General features: G+C 34.5%; 15 protein-coding genes. 1 reads left to right on the forward strand and 14 read right to left on the reverse strand.

Annotated features, from left to right (window positions below; translation table 11 throughout):
- Positions 1–46: 46 nt before the first annotated feature.
- Together V2145_RS13890 and V2145_RS13895 are read right to left on the reverse strand one after the other, a co-directional pair.
- Entirely contained in the window at positions 47–811 is a 765-nt protein-coding gene (locus V2145_RS13890) for a tyrosine-protein phosphatase (protein ID WP_330987874.1), read from the reverse strand.
- Positions 812–1038: 227 nt separating this feature from the next.
- Positions 1039–1800: an SGNH/GDSL hydrolase family protein gene (locus V2145_RS13895; RefSeq protein ID WP_061784878.1), complete on the reverse strand. Its 762-nt coding sequence runs from the start codon at positions 1798–1800 to the stop codon at positions 1039–1041.
- A 174-nt stretch (positions 1801–1974) separates the two neighbouring features.
- On the opposite strand from V2145_RS13895, the gene tagU reads away from it, so the two are divergent.
- Entirely contained in the window at positions 1975–2913 is a 939-nt protein-coding gene (gene tagU / locus V2145_RS13900) for a polyisoprenyl-teichoic acid--peptidoglycan teichoic acid transferase TagU (protein WP_330987875.1), read from the forward strand.
- Between the two features lie 45 nt (positions 2914–2958).
- Here tagU and V2145_RS13905 read toward each other — a convergent pair whose 3' ends face one another.
- The 12 genes from V2145_RS13905 to V2145_RS13960 form a co-directional block, all read right to left on the reverse strand.
- On the reverse strand, positions 2959–5013 hold the full coding sequence (locus V2145_RS13905; protein ID WP_330987876.1) for a DUF6270 domain-containing protein: 2055 nt from the start codon (positions 5011–5013) through the stop codon (positions 2959–2961).
- A 27-nt stretch (positions 5014–5040) separates the two neighbouring features.
- Entirely contained in the window at positions 5041–6684 is a 1644-nt protein-coding gene (gene tagH / locus V2145_RS13910; RefSeq protein ID WP_094912804.1) for a teichoic acids export ABC transporter ATP-binding subunit TagH, read from the reverse strand.
- Positions 6685–6698: 14 nt separating this feature from the next.
- Positions 6699–7505: an ABC transporter permease gene (locus V2145_RS13915; protein ID WP_330987877.1), complete on the reverse strand. Its 807-nt coding sequence runs from the start codon at positions 7503–7505 to the stop codon at positions 6699–6701.
- A gap of 52 nt (positions 7506–7557) precedes the next feature.
- Positions 7558–8634, reverse strand: coding sequence for a DUF6270 domain-containing protein (locus V2145_RS13920; RefSeq protein WP_330987878.1), 1077 nt, complete (start codon positions 8632–8634; stop codon positions 7558–7560).
- Between the two features lie 232 nt (positions 8635–8866).
- Positions 8867–11029, reverse strand: coding sequence for a CDP-glycerol glycerophosphotransferase family protein (locus V2145_RS13925; RefSeq protein ID WP_330987879.1), 2163 nt, complete (start codon positions 11027–11029; stop codon positions 8867–8869).
- Entirely contained in the window at positions 10995–12179 is a 1185-nt protein-coding gene (locus V2145_RS13930) for a glycosyltransferase family 2 protein (protein WP_330987880.1), read from the reverse strand. The genes V2145_RS13925 and V2145_RS13930 overlap by 35 nt, the downstream gene beginning before the upstream one ends.
- Positions 12180–12181: 2 nt before the next feature.
- Complete coding sequence (locus V2145_RS13935) at positions 12182–14914, reverse strand: bifunctional glycosyltransferase/CDP-glycerol:glycerophosphate glycerophosphotransferase (RefSeq protein ID WP_330987881.1); 2733 nt, start codon at positions 14912–14914, stop codon at positions 12182–12184.
- Between the two features lie 45 nt (positions 14915–14959).
- Entirely contained in the window at positions 14960–16243 is a 1284-nt protein-coding gene (locus V2145_RS13940) for a glycosyltransferase (protein WP_094912799.1), read from the reverse strand.
- Between the two features lie 46 nt (positions 16244–16289).
- Positions 16290–17558 carry a glycosyltransferase family 4 protein gene (locus V2145_RS13945; RefSeq protein WP_330987882.1) on the reverse strand — a complete coding sequence of 423 codons (1269 nt, stop codon included), beginning with the start codon at positions 17556–17558 and terminating at the stop codon, positions 16290–16292.
- 83 nt (positions 17559–17641) lie between these two features.
- On the reverse strand, positions 17642–18523 hold the full coding sequence (gene galU / locus V2145_RS13950; RefSeq protein WP_094912797.1) for a UTP--glucose-1-phosphate uridylyltransferase GalU: 882 nt from the start codon (positions 18521–18523) through the stop codon (positions 17642–17644).
- A 75-nt stretch (positions 18524–18598) separates the two neighbouring features.
- Complete coding sequence (locus V2145_RS13955) at positions 18599–19366, reverse strand: tyrosine-protein phosphatase (protein WP_179289284.1); 768 nt, start codon at positions 19364–19366, stop codon at positions 18599–18601.
- 457 nt (positions 19367–19823) lie between these two features.
- On the reverse strand, positions 19824–20531 hold the full coding sequence (locus tag V2145_RS13960) for a CpsD/CapB family tyrosine-protein kinase (protein ID WP_330988144.1): 708 nt from the start codon (positions 20529–20531) through the stop codon (positions 19824–19826).
- Position 20532 lies beyond the last annotated feature (1 nt).

Consider the following 20532-nt stretch of genomic DNA (forward strand, 5'->3'; position numbering starts at 1 on the left):
ACATAGTCCCATATAACAAACCAGCTTGGCTATGTGCCTCACTTTTTTAAAATACACCTAAAAACTTCTGTGTTTTCATTCGCTCAGGTCGTTCGCGATAGACCCCATCTCCATTTGCAATGGCTTCTGCATTCTCTCTAAGCATAAACTCTTTTGCGTTTCCAAATTCTTTTTTTACCACTTCGTATGCATCTTGAAGTGAACTTTTCTCATAGCTTTTAGCATCTGCTCCCGTTGCCACTAAGTGAACACAGCCATGCTCTAAAAACTGAAGTGCAGCTTTCTTCGCTTTGCGTCCATTTTTTCCAGTTAAGCTTTGAGCGGATACTTGTACAATCGCACCATTTTTCACCAGCTGATAAAGCTTTTGTGGATACTTTAAAATGAACTGAGAGCACTCAGGCTCGCTGATTACCGGCACAAGCTCTTTTAGCTGCAGCTCGTAGGCAATGGTTTCAAAGTCTTCTCCACCCTTATCAAAAGGCATATGAACAAAGAGATATTTCCCTTTTTCACTTAGCGTCAAATATTCTTGAGAACTGGAGCGTAAAAGGTGCGCTGTTGCTAAAATGCGTTGACCAGGAAGAATCGTAAGAGGTAAATAGGATGATTGTAGCTTTCTATTTGCTTCTTCTACAGATGTAAGAATTTGATGTTTATGCGTCCCCTGCATACTACCGTTAAAGTACGGAGTTGCTATGACGGTCTTTACGCCTTGATCTACTAACTTTTGCGCCATTTGTAAAAACTCACGCTCATCTTTTGGCCCGCTGCCAAATTGAGGTAGAATGTTTGTATAAACGTCTATCATATGTCTACTCCTTACTAATTCATTATCTATATTATTATAATCTACTTAATAGGTATTTTCACACATAGTATCCGACACGCATCGACATATGTGTTTTTTTGGTAGTAAAAAAGATGGATTAATACGCGAAATGTGCTAAAAAGGACTCGAAAGGCCTTAATTTTTTCATATACCTGCCGATATAATTAGATTACAAAGTAAAAAAGCGTTCACAATGAACGCTTTTTTTACTCTGCTGCCCAATATTCAATTACCGCTTCCGCCCAAGCTTTGTTCCCTTTTTCATTTGGAGCATTTTTGTCTTCGGTTAAGTACGTTAATAACTCTTCTGAACTCGCTTTTGGCCACTTTTCCCAATGATTGATATACTCATAGCCATGTTCATCTGCAAAAGCTTGCAGCTGCTCTGCTTCTTTCGGGTAGTTAATGGCATTATAGATTGGATGAGAAGGTTGAATAATTGTAACTACGCCGTCTACTTGTTCTTCTACGTGTTTCATAATAATAGACAAGTTATCTAGCGTATTTGTAATGCCAACTACTCCATTATCGTTGGCTAGAAAAGGTTCAAAGATTAGCACATCAGGCTGTGCTGCAATAATCTTTTTGTATGATTGATTCTTCACAAACTGTAACGTGGTCGATTGATCATATTCCTGTACTTCTACCGTCACTAAATCTGATCCATATGTATTCGTTAATTCTTCTTCTACTATAGCAGGCCAAGCATCACTTTCTTTTGATGTATCTTGAGAACCAGCAATAACAATTTTCAAAGGTTCTCCTGTTTCTTCAGCATTTTGCATCTTTGTTACAATCGCTTCTGGTAAATTTTTTACGTTCCACTCTTTTGCTTCGCTATTTTGAACGGCTACTCTCGTTGGAGAGGCTACGCCCTGTGCGGCAACTTTCTCATTCCAGTACATTTTTCCTACAACAAGAGAAATAACTAAAATAAGAAACGCAATGATGTTAACTGCAATTTTCATTTTCTATCTCCTTTACTAGTGGCTTTCCTTTTTTCTGTTATTATAATATAATTTGAGAGTAATTGAATAAAAATGAGTAAATTTGTCATTTTTTTAATCTTTTTGTCTTGATTCTTAAGGATTAAAGTGAACTTATGTATTTATTATCAAATTTATAAAGAAAGAGAGATTAATATGGAAGAACAGCGTAGAAAAAGAAAGAAGAAGAAAAAAACAGGATTTAAAATTGTTTTAAGCATTTTACTAGTTTTAATTATTGGTATCGGTACCTATTTAGGAGTGCTGTATAGCTCTGTTCAAAGTACGTTTAACCAAACGCATGACCCTTTATCGCGAAGCGTATCTGAAAAGCGTTCGGATAAAGTTAACTTTAATGAAAAAGATCCTATTTCCATCCTACTATTAGGTGTAGATGCACGCGGCAATGATCGTGGCCGCTCAGATAGTCTTATTTTAATTACCGTAAACCCACAGGATAAATCGATGAAAATGGTAAGTATTCCTCGTGATACGCGTACTGAAATTATCGGCAAAGGAACACAGGACAAGATTAACCATTCCTACGCGTTTGGCGGCGTGGATATGGCTGTGAAAACGGTTGAAAACTTCTTAGACGTACCGATTGATTATTATGTACAAGTAAACATGGAAAGCTTTAAAGACATTGTAGACGCGGTTGGTGGAGTTACGGTGAATAACTCCCTTGCGTTTAACTATGATGGCTATAACTTCTCAAAAGGACAAATTTCGTTAAATGGCGAAGAGGCATTAGCTTACTCTCGCATGCGTAAGAAAGATCCACGTGGTGACTTTGGTCGCCAAGAGCGCCAGCGCCAGATTATTCAAGCCGTTATTAACGAAGGTGCTAGCGTTAAATCTTTAACGAATTACGGTACAATTTTAGATGCAATTGGTGAAAACGTGAAAACAAACTTAACGTTTGATGATATGAAAGAGATTCAAGCTAACTACCGCGATGCACGCCATACGTTAGATCAGCTTGAAGTTGAGGGCAGCGGTGGCAAAGTGAACGGTGTCTATTACTACAACGTATCAGAAGAAAACCGACAACAGCTATCATCTACTTTAAGAGAACATTTAAATCTTAAATAATAGTAAAAAACCACTAGCTTCCATATGAAAACTAGTGGTTTTTGTTTACTTATTAAGCTGATCTGTTAGCACAATTTTTGTTAATCTATTGAGAAATTCTTTATAATATCCTGTTTCGTAATGAGAATAAGATAAGCCAAACGGATATTTAATATCTCCTATATAAGGAGTATCAGTCAAATCAATGACTTTCACTTGCGGCATAAGATGGATAAAATAATTATCAAGCTTTTCCCAAAACAAATTGTTTCGCTTGATCAAGTCTGGATCTGAGAATCTTTTTATATTTCTGCTTTCATCTAAATATACGTCAGTAAATCTACCTTTGTTAAGAATAATCTTTTCCTCTGGCAGTACTTCTTTCAATTTAACAACAAACTGTTGAACTGCTTTCTTCCAAATAGAAAAATAGCGTTCACTATCCTCATGCGTGATAACTTCTACGTTATTAACGGATTTTACATAATCGCTCTCTTCTAAAATATAGCTATTGCTTACGTATTGATCCTCACTAAGCTTAAATAGCGACTTGGATGCATCGGAATATAAATCAATAATCAAATAATCTACATTCGCTTGTTTGAGCTCTTCAAAAAATGTCTTCTCATGATCAATTTTTACATAGGTTAAATCTCGTTCATTTATTCCAGCCAAATTAAATTGATTTAAATCTACTGGTTGAGATACGAGGCTCACTACTGAAGAATGGAATTGAGTAAAGACACATTTAAACATTTCTTTATAGCCTGGATTAAAGTACTGAGTAGAATTAAACGCGTTTCTACTGAAGCAAGTACCCAACACTGCTACCTTAGCAGCATTATTATTGATTCTTAAAGCTTTAGATACATACAATGACAGCCTAGAAGCCCCATTAACAAATAGCTTTGCTTTATAAGCTGATTCACTTAACTCAAAATAAGGAAAAGCTCTTTTCACTTCGTTTGGAATATCAATATGTAAATCCGCTTGATGGAGATTTGCATCTTTTAGTCGAATAAAGAAATCCCATGTTTCATCCGGTCTTACATGATGGATAGATAGCAGCTTCTGCTTAGGTAGACGTACAGTTAACTGTTTGTCATTTAGTTCCATTTCATATACTTCTTCGTCGTGATATTCAAAATCCTTACCCACGCTGCATCTTCTCTTAATAACTAACTTTCCTTCACTAAGTGATGAAGAATGATTGAATCGAGCTTCTACTTGGAGTTCGATAAATGACTCTTCATCTATTAGATGGGTGGCAATCATTTTGTTCGGGATATCTGATACATACAGTGCTACATGCTGATTACCCGTAATAAACGGCTTTGCCTTAACAAACGTATTTTTCTGTATACTATGATAGCGAAAAGCTTTATTTTTATCTGTCTGTTCGACCTTTAACGGTATTAGAGCAAAGCGACCTTTTTCATGCTCATCCTGTAATTTAATAAAAAGATCCCAACATGCTTCTTTGTCATGATAGTTCGCTATTAAACGTTCTTTTATATTCAACTTAACTCTAGTCGTTTGCTCAAAATTTCCTTGCATTGCTGTCAATGTTTCAATATAGAACTGCGTATCCGTCTGTACTCTTCTTTTAAAACATAACTCTCCTGAATTGCTGTTCAGGTACTGATAGTCATTTCCATATAGCTCCATGTCAAACATCATTTGACCTTCAGCATACTCTAGATTCGTGACCTTAGCATGAACCTCTATCTCCCTTACTAAAAAAGCAAAGGTTTTATCTTGTGTAATATATGGTACTACTTTAAACGTACTGCCTTCTTTGTAAAAATGCTTAGCTTTATATCCAACCATTGCTGTTGCATCTACTACTACCTCTTCATGACCGACACACATATAGATAAGCCATTTTGCTTCCTTATCACCTTTATGTTGATTCAGTAGTTGGTCTACGTTAACCTCAATTCTAAAATGACTATCTTGAATTTCAGTAGAAGTTACAGTTTCTTCTTGTGAAAAATCAAAATCACGATGATTTTTTCTTTTTTTCAATAAAAAAGTTGGGTTCTGAGAATTTGTTTTAATCGTGATTAATACTTTGTTATTCACTTCGTTAATATCAATATTCTTTATATCTGCTCTCATAGTTTCAACCTTTATTTTTTTAATATTTTACTTCTTCATAAACGATACTAGATTTGTTTGGTTTGTTTTTACATCTACATATACTTTAATGAAGTAGTTAGTAGTCTGATAAAAATACAGCCCATCGGTTTCGTTTATAAAGACTGGTTTTCCATCTATTTTAGATAGAAACTCTTCGCTAGACTCATTGAAATTCCTTAAAAACACACTATTTACTTCGTTATCTTTTGCTACAAACTGAACATAATTATAATTCATTAGGAGTCCATCTGATGACTCTCTTTCACTAGTTAGGGAAAGCGGATAGTCTTTTTTCAATGTGTCTACGCTACCGCCTAAGTGACTTAACAGCATATCAAGCCCGACTTCGTATTTAGAAAAAATGTCGTTATTTAATGGAGCTAGTTTATCATCTTTAATAACATTTTTATTTTCATAGTATGGATAAAGTAGGTTCGCACTTACCCAAACTTCTTCTCCGCTACTATTCTTAACTTTAGCCCATTTAATATTATCGACAGAATCTGTTTTTTCTTCTAACACGTCAAACATGTCACCAAAAGATAGTAGTCCTAGCTGCGCACTATCTAGACTAGGATCCGAGCGTACAAAAGCCGTTTGCGTACCTACAACATATTTAGTTGGCTGAACAGGTTCTTTTTCCTTAGTTACAGGTACATTCTGTCCAGTATTGTTTGTATGACTTTGGCTTCCTATAAAGTTTTTCGTACTTTCAATCAGTGGATTCATAAAGGCATATGCACCAGCACCGAGCCCAATAATTAAAGCTGTAAATAATGCTGCTAGCAGCGGTTTCTTTTTTCTTCTTGCCTTTTTTCTTGGCATGCGAGTTTGTTCATCTGGTTGCTTTTCACCAAGTAAACCATGACCAAACTCCTTCATTTGCTGTTGGCGTAGTTCTTCTTTTTGCTCTTTCGTCATTTTATTATAGTCTTGTAAAAAATAATGATAGTTACGCGCAACATCCTGCACATCGCCATATTCTTTGACATGACCATAGTGAATCCACAGCGCTTTTGTACAAAACTCTTTAACCTGAGACAATGAATGACTAATAAAGAAAATGGTTTTGCCATTTTCCTTAAATTCATTCATTTTATCTAAGCATTTCTGAGTAAAGGTTTGATCTCCTACTGACAGTGCTTCATCAATTACCATGATATCGGGATCAATATTAACAGAAATAGCAAATCCTAATCTTGATTTCATTCCACTAGAATACGTTTTAACTGGTTGATTGATAAACTTACCAATCTCTGCGAACTCAATGACTTTTGGAATAATCTCTTGGATTTCCTTTTTGTTAAGCCCCATCATTAGCCCTTTTAGTTCAATGTTTTCAATCCCAGTCAGCTGGTTATTAAGCCCTGCTCCTATGGCAATTAAAGATGCACTGCCATCTATGTGGATTTTTCCGCTATTTGGCATCGTTACACCCGCTATTAAATTGGAAAGGGTACTTTTACCAGAACCATTAAGGCCAACAATCCCTACGATTTCGCCTTCTTCTACACCAAATGAAATATTATTTAAAGCATAATGGTACTCACCACTGCCGTTATTCCATAACAAATCCTTTATCTTATCTGCTGGTTTATTGTACATCTTATATTTTTTTGTTACGCCTTGAAACTCTACTTTATAACTCATATATAATTCACCTTTTATAAGTAATCAACAAATTGTTTTCGAAATTTCACGTGAATAACCGAGCCGAAGAACAGCAGTATAATAATAAATAGCCAGAACACAAGACTATAGCCCGACAAAATTCCGTTCCAATGTCCTTCTAATAACGATATGCGATATCCTTCAACTAAATAATAGAACGGATTAATAGCAAAGATATCCCTCAATAGCTCAGGCATATTATCACTAGGAATCCACAATATTGGCGTAATGTAAAACAACATACGTGTAGCTGTTTGAATTAATAAGTGAATATCTCTTACCATTGTAGATAAAGTTGATGTTACAAAGGATAGAGTGAGCAAGAAACAAAACGCAGATACTATATAATAGATTAAACTAATAATATTTATCGTGTGTATTCCTTGAACAGCAACAACGATAATCACCATAACAACTGTTAATATTAAATGTGTATATAATTGAGCTACAATTACATATGTTGGTACTACACTTAGAGGAAAGTTCATTTTTGACACAGTGTTTATTCTTGCATAGATAGAATTAGAACCTTGTAAGATAGCAGCACTCATAAAAAACCACGGTATCAGTCCGCAGATAAGCCATACAAAAAAAGGTGTTCCATTCACGTCTTGTCCCCCTCGGACACCTAGGCCAAAAACAATCCAATAAATTCCTACTTGAAGGAGAGGGTTTAAAATAATCCATAAACTACCCAGTAAATTACCAGCATATGTTTTCTTTAATTCATACCCTGATAATCTAGCAATCATATAAATGTTTTGTAATTGTTCTTGAATAATAACTTTAACTGATTTCATATCATAGTTCCTTTTATACTCATTAATTATTGTTTAACCTTAGGCTAGCAACCTAATTGTTTGAAACAACTTCTTTATACAGAGCTTTTCGAACAGAACTTTGCTTTGCAATCCTATCTTTTAGAACAATTTCATTCAAAGCTCTTAAAAAATGATGATAGTACGTTGATTCAAAGTGTAGGTTGAACAGCCCCCATGGATGTTGGCGATCTAATAGAAACTCGTTTCCTGTTAAATCAATAATTGTCACGTTAAAATGCTGCTTTATATAATCATCTAACTGCTCCCAGTATCTGTTTAGCTTTTCAACATTAATAGAATTTACCAGGGTTTGAAGTTTTCCGTTCTCATCTATATATTTATCGGCAAAACGTGATTTATGTAGAACCACTTTGCAATTCGGCAAATATTCTTTTAAAAAGGTAAACAATTGATTTATCGCGCAAGACCAAAGCTCCATATAATATTTAAAGTCATCTTCTATATGAATGAACGTGAAATTTGATAAATGCTTATAGTAACTCGTTTTCCATAGCTTCCAACGATTATTGGTTACAAACTGCTTCTCGATTTCAATACACCCGAACAACACATCTGCAAACAAATCGACAATTAAATAATCAGGCTTATTTGTTTGTAAGTTGGTCAGAAATGTTTTGTCTAAATCTGTTTTTACATTCCACCTATCCCACTCATTCAATCCATCAATTTCCTCAGGCTTATATTGTACTGGTTTTCCCATAAGACTAATAATAGAAGATTGATTTTGTAATGCAATACATTCATAGAGTTTTTTATAGTTTTTATTAAATTGGCTATTAAAATTATCTCTTGTTACACAAGAGCCTAGAACGGCTACTTTAACAGGGGAAGTTTCTTTTACCTTCACCTCTACTTTAAAGCCTTCACTGCATGCCCTTATATTTATTATATAATTGTGGTTTGAATACGTACTTACACTCTCAACAATACATATCACCTTTTGATTACTTAATGAATCTTGTAATTTCATAGTTACTACGTTAGATGCTTGATCCGATTGTATAATCGCAGAAAGAGGTACGCGAAATAGTAGTCGTTCTTTCTGTACAGTTAAAGGCGCATATTGATTGCCAACGAGATGCAGCAATACTTCTCCACTATAGCTTTCATTATTAAAGTTAAATACTAATTCAAGATTGTCTTTTAATAAATTTATACCGTTTAAAAAGACTATGTCTTGTTGCCCCTTTTTAATTTTAAAATCCCCTTTTCACTTGATAAATCCACCTTACTCTTATTAATAATAAACCAAAAAATGCACCATAAGAACCGATGTAAATATGGTGCACTTTTTGACTTCAAACGACTTTCACGCTGTTTTACGATGTTTTTTCTAAAATGACATTATAAATACGTTCACAGTTATGCTGGTCTTTATATTTAAAGATTCGCTTAGAATTTTTAATATAATGCTTATTTGTTTTAAATTCTTGGTCGATTGTCTTTAATACGTTTGAGATTAATTGGTCTTCATTAGACGCAATCATTCCTAAATCACGATACTCAATTTCTTTTACCGGTGCATGGTGATTGTTGTGTGGATCAAATTGATACATAATAACCGGCTTGTTCATATACAAGAAGTCACTTGAAACAGAAGAATAATCTGTTACTAGCAGCGCACTTTCTTTTAATAGCTCAGAAACAGTCGCCGTGCTTTTCACTAAAAACTCAATATTTGGATGTTCGAACACAAAGTTATCCATAAATTTTTGCATTTGGCTATGGATATAGAACTTCACAGGGATGTTATGCTTTTCAATCGCTTCTAAAAACTCTTTATTGCGAATTAAGTTATTGTACGCTTTAAAGTACTCTGATTTTAGGAAGCTATGTTTATTAATTTTAAATAAATGCCTTCTCCACGTTGGCATGATTAAAATTTGTTTCTTTACAGATAAGTTGTGTAAGTTATCAAATCTAGCTAATCCCGTTATTGCTACTTGTTCGTCACTGTAGCCCAATGTATTTTGAATAATTTTCTTTTCATATTCAGAGCTTGAAATAATTAAATCTTGGTTATATCGTTCCTTGTGTAAATAAGGTGAAATGTTGTGAATGATAACACCATGCTGCAAACAAATATTCTTTTTATTAGCAATTTGCTTACCAAACAATTTAATGAACTCTTTCTTAGCTCTTGGATATGAACATTCTTCAAATGTCCACGCGCTAATATAAGTGTCAGCTACCAACATATACAGTCGATGCTTAAAAGAAGAATGATAAATGACATTTCCATACTTCTCTACTTTGTGAAGATGCGGTGAATCTTCATTAATAACGTAGTACACCTTTTGATTAGGATGGTTCTCTCTACAGTGCTTAAAGAAGAAATAACCGTTATCTTCCGCTTGATCTTCACGCTCTCCTACAAGCCATACCTTTTTGTTAAACAAAAATAGTTTTACAATGCTCGCAAGCATAATTAAGAATATTTTATGGAATAAGGACTTTACTGAACGAGACATTTTTTTTGCTTTTCTTAAAGGTCTTGTAACTTTCCACGATAGCGAATCTTCTAAACTATGAGGATTTTTTTCAAAGTACTGTTCGTATTTATTGCTTTGTTGATACCAATGCCTCTTACTTCTTAACAACTTAATATAATGAGTTGCTTCTTCATCCAACTCTTTTTTCAATAAATTAAAGAATGGCAAATAGCCGCCTAAGTCATTTGCTTTTAGTTCTTCAGAATTAAATATCTTTAATAATTCTCTGACAGCACCATAGGCAATCGATTGTTCTTCTTCCATTAAATTATTCGTAAACGTATTTTTATCAATGAGGTACATTAAGTGTTGTAGCTCAATCATGCTAATGTCTTTGTACATATCTTGATTGTTAAGCTCTATAGACTGCTTAATTGTATAGCTGACATTCTTCACAGAGTCTTTAATATACTCTTCATTGAAGTCAAAATAATGGTGATACCTTACTCTGTTCGTGTACTTGAACTTTAACGGCACAAGATAGAGTTTAAACTGCAAGAATTCAATTGTTTTTGCATTAACATCATTAAGAAAACTAAAGCCTTTTTGCAACAGTAAATCTTTTTTAATTAACTTCATTGAAACGATACCATCGAACCCAAGCTCTACTACATGAGCTGAATTAGACAAATCTTTGTCAATATCAGCTGTCATATTTGCTGATGCAAAATCCAGCTGTTCTTTTTCACAAAGATCATACAGCGTATTATAAAAGCCATTGCCAATTTCATAGTTAAAATCAAAGAAATTAACATATGAACCTTTTAATGCTGCAAAATCCACCTTACCTTCTCGAACGATACGAACATTTTCTTCTTGAGCTGCTTTAGCGACTTCAATCGTTTCGATTTCGGTTTTCGTAGTTGTTTGGTCCATGATGATTAATTCTAGATTTTCATATCCAATATGCTGCTTCTTAAACAATTCCATAGCAGTACTAAAGTTTGCTATATTGTTATCCTGTAACAGTGCTACTATGCTTACCTTCATCTACATATCTCCTCTTAATTAATTTTTTCACTTTAAAGCCTCGATTGCGCAATATTTTTGTTATTTTCCATGAGAAGCTTTTACGAATTTTTGCTTCTTTTTTATATCTTGCTTGCAATTCAATTCCTTGCTTATACCACCAGCGACGAGAGATTAACATACTGTTATACTCTAATGCTTCGTCAATATAACCCTTACTAATTAGGCTTAAGAATGGCTCTTCTAATGCCATATATTTTTCAACGATGTTCTTGTCATAACCTACAATTACATCTTTCGCTAAATTAATTAAATGAAGTTTTGTATCACGGTCCAGCTTATTAAAGTCTGGATCACATATCTTCCATAGCAGTGAGCGCAATGCATTAATTTGGAAATAGCTATAGCTTTTCTCATCTAGCAAAGGCTTTACTAGCTTAGCAGCTTTTACATCATTTTCTACTGTGCTAACAATATCACGCTGCGTTAACGACAGGTTCTTTTCATCGTTACGAGCTCTGTACATATAAATAACCTTTGGAATGTAGCTAAACTGCTTAGCTTTTGTAAACAACTGCATGTCGTAGTATTTATCTTCGCCATTTTTCATACCTTCAATGAATGAAATACGATGTCTTTTAATAAAAGACGTTTTCACTAATTTTAAATATACGGCTGTTTTAACTTGTAAGAAAAACGGAGCTTGTTCGATGTTCACATTATAATATTGCTTGTGCAATAAGTAGTTTTTGAACGTAATATGTTCGTATTGTCTACCATCTTCATCATCAAAGCTAACCATTTTCCCCATGACAAAATCAGAATTTTTTTCCTTAGCCACACGATAAAGGTTTTCGTACGCATCTAATGGAATATAATCATCTGGATCTAAGAAGATTAAGTACTTACCCGTTGCTTTTTCAATTCCAATATTTCTTGGCTTACCAGGAGCACCCGTGTTTTCCTCTAAGTGAATAGCTTTAAAGTGTGGATACATTGCATCATATCGATCGATAATCTCCGCTGTATTATCCGTTGAACAATCATTAACCATTAAAACTTCTAGCTTTTCGTGCCCTATTGTTTGATTTAATAGAGAGTCCAAACATTCTTCTATATAGCTTTCGACGTTATAAATTGGTAAAATTACCGAAATTAATGGGTTTTTCATTCTTATTTCCTCCTTTTCAACTGTTGATAGAGCAACTCACTATGAGTAGTATCAGTAGGCTTTTGAATATACTTATCTAGCTTAGGTAGCTTATCTTGACTAATAATTGACATTGGTTGCTGCAAAAGTTGAATAACTTCTTTTTCATCCTTGACTCGTTCACCAAACAAGTCGTTCTTATGATCAATAGGTCCTTCATTATAGTGCTGCGAATAAAATTCACTATAATCAAATTGATAAAAAATGACCGGTTTCTCCATATACGCAAAATCAAACGAAACAGTCGAATAATCCGTAATTAAAAGAGAATGCCTTTTTAGTAGATTTTGAACCGTTTCTTCTCCCTGTTTCATCACTCGAATTCGTGGATGAAAATCTGGAAACTTCTTAATAAGTTTCTGCATTTGATAATGAGGGAAAAAGGTAACCGTATAGTTATATTTCTCAAGAATCTGATGAAATTCTTTGTTATTAAGTAAAGATGAATAGCGTTGCCAGTAGTCTGAGCTGAAAAGCTGCTCTTCTGTTTTAATCCAGCTTCTCCACGTTGGCATAACTAAAATCTCTTTGCCTGTGCCCGTATCCTGTAACGCATCCCAGCGAGGCAATCCTGTTTCAATGACCTGCTCCTGATCATATCCAAACTCTTCAACGATATGCTTTTTCTCAAATGATGAGGATACAACAAACTGACTGTAGTTCATTCGATTTTTGTGCAAAACGTGATTAACACGACTGACGCCAATGACGCCATGCTGGATAAATACCTTTTCGTTTTGCTGCCATTCAGGATAATATTTAACAATCTTTTTGTAAGCTTCTGTATACATATTTGATGTTTCCACATAGCTGTTAATGGTCTTTATACAAATTAAGAGATAAAGCGTATGTTGAAAGCTATTAAACTGTATCGTATTGCCTAATGACTCAATATGTTTATAATCACTGCATCGTTTATCAATCACGTAATAAGCATTTTTTTTCGGATCTCGATTTCGTATATAGCTAAATAAGTGGTATGAGTTATCTTGTGCCGTATCTTTTCGTTCGCCAATTAACCAAACGTTTCTTTTCTTTAACAACCGATGAAAAAGCTTATACGTACAAATAACAGAGAATGTATGAAAATCTCTTGCCTTTAAGAAGCTGAAATCATATCGTAAATTACTCTTCATCCGTTTAAAATAAAAGTTTATTTTTTTGATAGGTTTTATTTTCTCCAACGCAATCGTTAGCTCTTGTCCTTTTTCATATGAAGGAGTTACTTGGAGATTCCCCTGTAGAGTTGGCTTAGCAGAGTTTCTTAGCTGAGCAAGCACAACTTCGATAGGAGAATCTACAACAATTCCTTCTACCGTTATTCTTAGAAAAGCTTTCCACCTACCTGGAGGTAAAAGCTTTTCTAAATCGATGCTAACTGTCTCAAAGCCAGCTTCGTCATAGTTAATTTGATTACTCGAGAATAAATAGCTAATATCTGTTCGCAGCGTGTTTCGTAACAAAATTGTTTTACAATCATTAGTTGACTGAAAAACTAACTCTTTTTTTATTCCTTTTGTAGATAAACCATTAAAGAATGCATAGCCCCCTATGGTCAGGATAGTTCCATTTAGCTTTATAACTTCCGTACGATGCACTGCTTTCACTTTATTAACAAGAAGCGCCTGCTTATATACTGGAAAATCATAAATTAGCGCACTATAAACCGTTCCATTATCTACAACGAGTTTATCTGTAACATAATTTTTACAATACATAGATAGAAACTTAACAAATAATTCATAATCTTTTTGTATAATCAAATGTGCTAGTAACTTTATATTCACATGTGTATCCGTTACTTTATAAAGATTATGAGAAATCAAAGACATAAAATCATTACCAATATCTAATAGCTTGGGCCAGTCTTCTTCAGGGATACCAGAAACTTTGTTCAGTATTGAACGATAAAAGAAGGTATACTGCCGTTGTTCAATGAATGTTAGATTAGATAGGATGTTTAAGCTTTTATATAGCTCAGTAAGCTTACTTTGTACATGGACAAGCTGCTTAAAGAATGATAAATTTGCCCGTTTGGACAACGTTTGTTCGTCACTATTAACTCGATAGTGTAAAACATCTACATCCTTTACAACCGTATGATTCGAAACATGAAGTGCATGTTGCGTAAAGAGTAAGTCTTCTCCAATGGACAACGCTTCGTCAAACCTGATACCGTGCTTGTTTAAAAGCTCTGTTTTAAATAGTTTATTACTTGCTGAAGGAGTAAGATGTAGTTCTACATGCGTAGAAATATGTCTTACCAATGGAAGGTTTTTGGATAAAACTTTTTTCATATACCCTAAATGCCATGTGCGATATTCATTAAAGCATCTAAAATTCCCAATAATCGTATCAGCTCCATGTTTAACTGCAAAATGATATAGTTGCTCATAGGCATTCGGATATACATAATCATCAGCGTCTAAAAAGGTAATATACTCACCTTTAGCTTGTACGATTCCTATGTTACGAGCTGCACTGACACCTTGATTTTTTTGATTGATATAGGTGATGTGAGAGTATTGCTTAGCGTATTGTTGAGCTATTATACTGCTGTGGTCTGATGACCCGTCGTCAACAATAATAATTTCAATTTCTTTTAAAGACTGGTTAATGACCGAGTCAATGCATTGAGAAATATATTTTTCTTTATTATAGTTAACAAGCACAACGCTGACTTTACAATCTCTCAAACTAATCATTCCTATTCTAAAGCAAGATATTTTCAGCGTATTAGATTACGCTAATTTACGGTAAATCTCAATAAAGCTTTTCTTTTCTTCATTCCAGTTATATTTTTCACGCGCTTGGAAACAATTTTGCATCATTTGTTCCCTAACTTCTGGATGATCTAACAAATAGTTCACACCTTCAGCAATTGATTTTGGATCATGTGAATCAACACATACACCCACTTTTTCCGTTTCGACAACACGCTGAATTTCTGGGAAACTACAAGCAATAACCGGTACACCGCTCATCATATACTCAAACAGTTTATTAGATGAAGCTGAATAGTGGTTAAAGCAGATGTTATTTAACACTTGAAAACCAAGATAAGCATTTTTTGTATAATGCATTAAGTCTTCAACTGGCACTTTAGGTAAGAATTTCACTCTCTCTTCTAATCCTTGTTCTTTTACAGCCTTCTCTAGTTCAGGCTTAATTCGACCATCACCAATGAAGACGAGAACGCCTTTTTTAAACAATGGTGCTGCTTGAACAAGCTTATCTAGCCCACGGCCAATTTGTATACCACCTTGATATAACAAGATTGGTTCATCTGGAGAAATATTTAGCTTTTCGTGCAGATTAATAGATTCACTAAACTCAGGTTTCACAACAAACGGATAGTTATGTATTACTTCTGGATATAAGTTATACAATTCTTCAGTATATTGAGCACGCGTGTGATTTTCTGCAATCATGACATCAACGAACTTAATGTAAAAACGCTCCATGATACCATATAGCGGACTATTGTAGCCTGTTCGACTTGTTTGAACTTCGTGAGAATCATAAACTAATTTTTTCCTACGAAGCAGTTTTGCACAAACAAGACCCTGTGGCAGCGTATTTAAATCATTCGAATGATACAAATCATAGTTTTTCTTAAGTCCAAACTTAACCATTTGAGAGGCAATATACCCTCGAACCATAAATGTACGTACTTTTTTTGTTAAGAATAAGGCCATCAATACAATAAAGCTCAGCATTAGTAAAGGCAGCTTCCAAATAAGTAAGGCTGAAACAATAAGCGTTACGACCTGTAGAGCTACGCTATGCTTTATCTTTCTTGCTCCTCCCAACACCATCTGTAAAAGTGGGAATTGATTATTTACTCGAATGACTGTAAAGCCTTCTTTACGAAGCTCTTTTTTCTTTAAACCTGTATTCTTTCGATCATGAATCGCGATTAAATCGACTTCATAGCCTGCTTCAACAAGTGAAGAGCACTCTCTTAAAACTCTGGCATCATTAGTGAAATGATTCCAAACAAACATACAGACTTTCTGTGACATCTTTTTCCTCCGTTATAGCGTTCAATCTTCAATAAATAATTCCTTATTAAAACGCATTCGTCTTATCCGGTGCTACAGGCTCAACAGAATTTAACTGCTCATAGACAGGAACAAATTCTCGGTCTTCAATCAGGTCAATTAAAACTTGAATGTTTTTTTCCCAAGAAAAGTGGCTTTCTACATATTTCCTAGCGTTTTTAGACATTTTCTTTTGAAGAATAGGATTTTTATAGAGATAAAGAACATGATTTAGCATTTCTTCTACGGTATGTGCGTTCGAAACAATTCCTACATTATTTTCTTCAATAACTGTTCGCGAATATCCAGATACAGCTGCTACAATTGGCGTACCACAAGTCATATAGTCAATAATCTTTCCAGGCAATACCGTTTCGAATACTTCTTTTCCATTAAGCGTCACAATTCCAACATGGTGATTTGAGATTTCTTTTAAACATTCATACCTCGTAGAAGGCTTTAAAAACGTAACATTTCTCAAACCAAACTCGTCTTTAAACTTAACGAATTCTTTTTTCTTAAATCCATATCCCATTACTGTTAAATCAATATCATATTCATTTAACTTTCTCGCTAACTCCATTAGGATATTTACATCTTGTGCTAGCCCAATGTTACCAGCGTACATAACCTTAAATCGTTCACCATCTTTTTTGTGTCCCAATCTAATTTCTTCACTTCTAGCTGCATTAGGCATGAAGTGAATCTTCTTTAATGGAATACGATGGTTATTGACAATAAAATCAATGAAGCCTTTACTATTTACAATAATTTCGTCTGCTTTTACATATAGTAATCTCTCTAACTTACTGAACAGTGATATGACAATTCGATAATTAAATACCCCTACGCCCTTCAACGATTCGGGCCAGAGATCGCGAATGTCTAGTATCATCTTGCTTCTGTATCGATACTTAGCTACTAAACCAACAACAGCAATAAAGATTTGCGGTGAAGTAACAAAGATAACGTCATATTTTTTCCTATTAAATAGGATAAATAGAATCATTTTTAAAGCAATTTCAAGATAATAGAGTAAGCGGTTCATTATACTTCTAGAATACTTGCGACTCTTTACTTCAATTCTATTAATATCACGTGCATTATTTATTTCATCATCATCCCAAAGTCGTTCATTGCTATATATCTTTTTATTCGGATACGTTGGTTCAGTGGTTAACACTTCTACATCGTAACCTTTGGCCTTTAATAGTTTATATATATTTTTCATTCTATTTCCAGCACTACCGATTTCAGGATAAAAATGTTGAGAGATCACAAGTACTTTTTTAGACAATCATACCCACCCCAATACTTGCTTTCATAATTCACTAAATAGCTTCATGTAACATGAAGCTATTTGTAAAAAAATGTTTTTAATTATGCTTTAATTTGTTCGCGCTTCAAAAGCTGATCCATGAATCTTAAAATATCTTCACGTAAATCTTCATGCTGAATAGCGAATTCTAACGTTGTTTCAATGAATCCTAATTTTTCTCCCACGTCATAACGCTTACCTTCAAAGTCATAAGCGAATACGCGTTGGATCGTATTCAACTTTTGAATAGCATCTGTTAATTGAATCTCTCCACCTGCTCCAATTTCTTGCTGCTCTAAGAAGTTGAAAATTTCTGGCGTGAATACGTAACGACCCATAATAGCTAAGTTTGAAGGTGCTGTTCCTGGCGCTGGTTTCTCAACAAAGTTCTCTACCTGGTAACGACGACCTTGGCTTCCGGACGGATCAACAATACCGTAGCGGTGTGTTTCGTTTTCTCCAACTGTTTGAACACCAATAACAGAAGATAGTGTTTCTTCGTACTGATTAATTAACTGACGTAGCCCCGGTGTTTCAGCTTGTACAATGTCGTCTCCTAAAAGTACGGCAAATGGCTCGTTACCAATAAAGTTACGTGCACACCATACAGCATGTCCTAATCCTTTTGGCTCTTTTTGACGAATATAGTGAATATCCACGTTAGAAGATTGACGAACTTTTTCTAATAGCTCCATTTTCCCTTTTTCTAGTAAGTTTTGCTCTAGCTCAGGCGCGTAGTCAAAGTGATCTTCAATCGCGCGTTTTCCTTTTCCTGTTACGATAATGATGTCTTCAATACCAGACTCAATTGCTTCTTCAATAATGTATTGAATTGTTGGCTTATCAACGATTGGTAACATTTCTTTTGGCATTGCTTTTGTTGCAGGTAAAAACCGTGTTCCTAATCCAGCAGCTGGAATAATAGCTTTTTTTACAGTTTTCATAGTAAGCACCCTCACCCTTTATTTTTTATCTATTAGTATGACAACCTATGAAACAAGGTCATCTTTTTCCTATCATTAAAATATTCCTAAAAATTTTTTTCTCTCAACTTTATCCGGCTGTTCTCGAAAGCACGCCTTTCCATTAATAACTGCATCAGCATTCTCTTGGAAAAGGTAAATAAAGTCGAGCCCATATTTCTTCTCAATTACGTTCATAGCTTCTGCCATACAAAAGCGCCGGCTTGAAGTGTTATGAGCATCAGATGCAATGATATGAGTTAAATTAGACTCAATTAGCTGAAATGAAAATTTCTTAATTTTTTTACCAAATTGCCCCGTCAAGCTTGCAGCCGTAACCTGTGTAAGGGCTCCTTTAGCCACTAAGTTGTACAGAATATCCGGATCAGCCAATAAACGACTGTTTCGCTCTGGATGAACAATAATGGGGGTAATTCCTTCTGATTGAATGTTAAATAGTAATTGCTCTGTAAATCGCGGAACGTGATTAGAAGGAAATTCTATGAAGAGATATTTGGTTGTGTTATTTAAGGTTAATACCTTATTTAAATGATAATCTTGAATAATTTCACCATAAATCCGTGATTCTTGTCCTGGTAAAATCTTCAGAGGAATTTTTTCTTGGTCTAGCTTTTGATTTAAAACCTCAACACGCTTCATGATGTCTTCTTTTTCATTGGTGTATCTTCCGTTCTGATGATGAGGCGTCGCAACAATTTGGTGAATTCCTTCAGACACAGCAACTCTAGCCATATGTAAACTTTCATCCATATTTTGTGCTCCATCATCAATGCCAGGCAGTATATGACAATGTAAATCTATCATCCCACACATTCCTCCTAAAGACCTAAAAAAGCAACTTTAATACTAGCATAGTGCGCTAATAGGTTCAATGTCTTATTTTGTCGAAAAATATCAAACCCTTGCTACATGGTCGTTTCATGCCTTTCTTGCTGTCTAAAATTCGTGCTCTTTTTTACAAAAATCTCTTCAGTTCTGTTTATAAATTATTATAATGTAATTTTATTCATAGTTACTAGGATTATTTATCCCTATCAAAAATAAGGGTATAATGAAAATATTAGCAAAAAAGCCGTTCATATTCTTGAGTCCGTCGAATTATTTGTTTTTTCAAAAAATTACAATGTTAACGCTTACATAAGTATATTTAAATAACTTATCACTATTTTTGTATTACAATTAGGTAAAAATAACTAAAAAAACCCCTCCTGCACATCAAACTACTGTTTGATGTGCAGGAGGGGTTTAAGTCTTTTCTAACTTACTTCGTTCCGTAGTAATAATAATAGTTTCCTTCTTCTTCTGATCTGCCATTCAGTACAACACCCAACAGTTTACCTTGTTGCTTCTGCAAAATATCTTTTGCTTTTAACACAGCTTCACGTTCTGTTTGTCTACTGCGAACAACAAGTAAAATCCCCTCACATTTATTAGCTAAAATATGAGAATCCGTAACGGGTAACACTGGTGGTGTATCAAAGATCACCATATCAAATTGCTTATACATCTCTTGAATTAAGCTTTCCATCGCTTGTGAAGCTAACAACTCAGATGGGTTAGGCGGAATTGGTCCGCTAGTTAGCACCCATAGGTTGTCCACATGAGACTCTTGAATACCAGATGCTAGATTTGTTTGCTTTGCTAGAACGTTAGTCAAGCCAATATGGTTTTCTAACTGAAACGTATACTGTACGCTTGGTTTACGCATATCTGCATCTACAAGCAATACTCTTTTTCCTTGCTGGGCAAAAACAACAGCTAAGTTCGCAGCCGTTGTAGACTTTCCTTCCGATGCTAGAGTTGACGTTACCATAACAGAGCGCATTTCGCCGTCAATACTTGAAAATTGAATATTTGTTCGAATTGTACGATACTGCTCACTTATCGGTGATTTCGGCTTTTTATGAGAGATTAAGCTACGTATATGAGTTAATCGGTTAGATGATACGCCTTTTCTTTTCTTAAACAAC

Source organism: Priestia sp. GS2 (assembly GCF_036409025.1).
Taxonomy (GTDB): Bacteria; Bacillota; Bacilli; order Bacillales; family Bacillaceae_H; genus Priestia; species Priestia aryabhattai_A.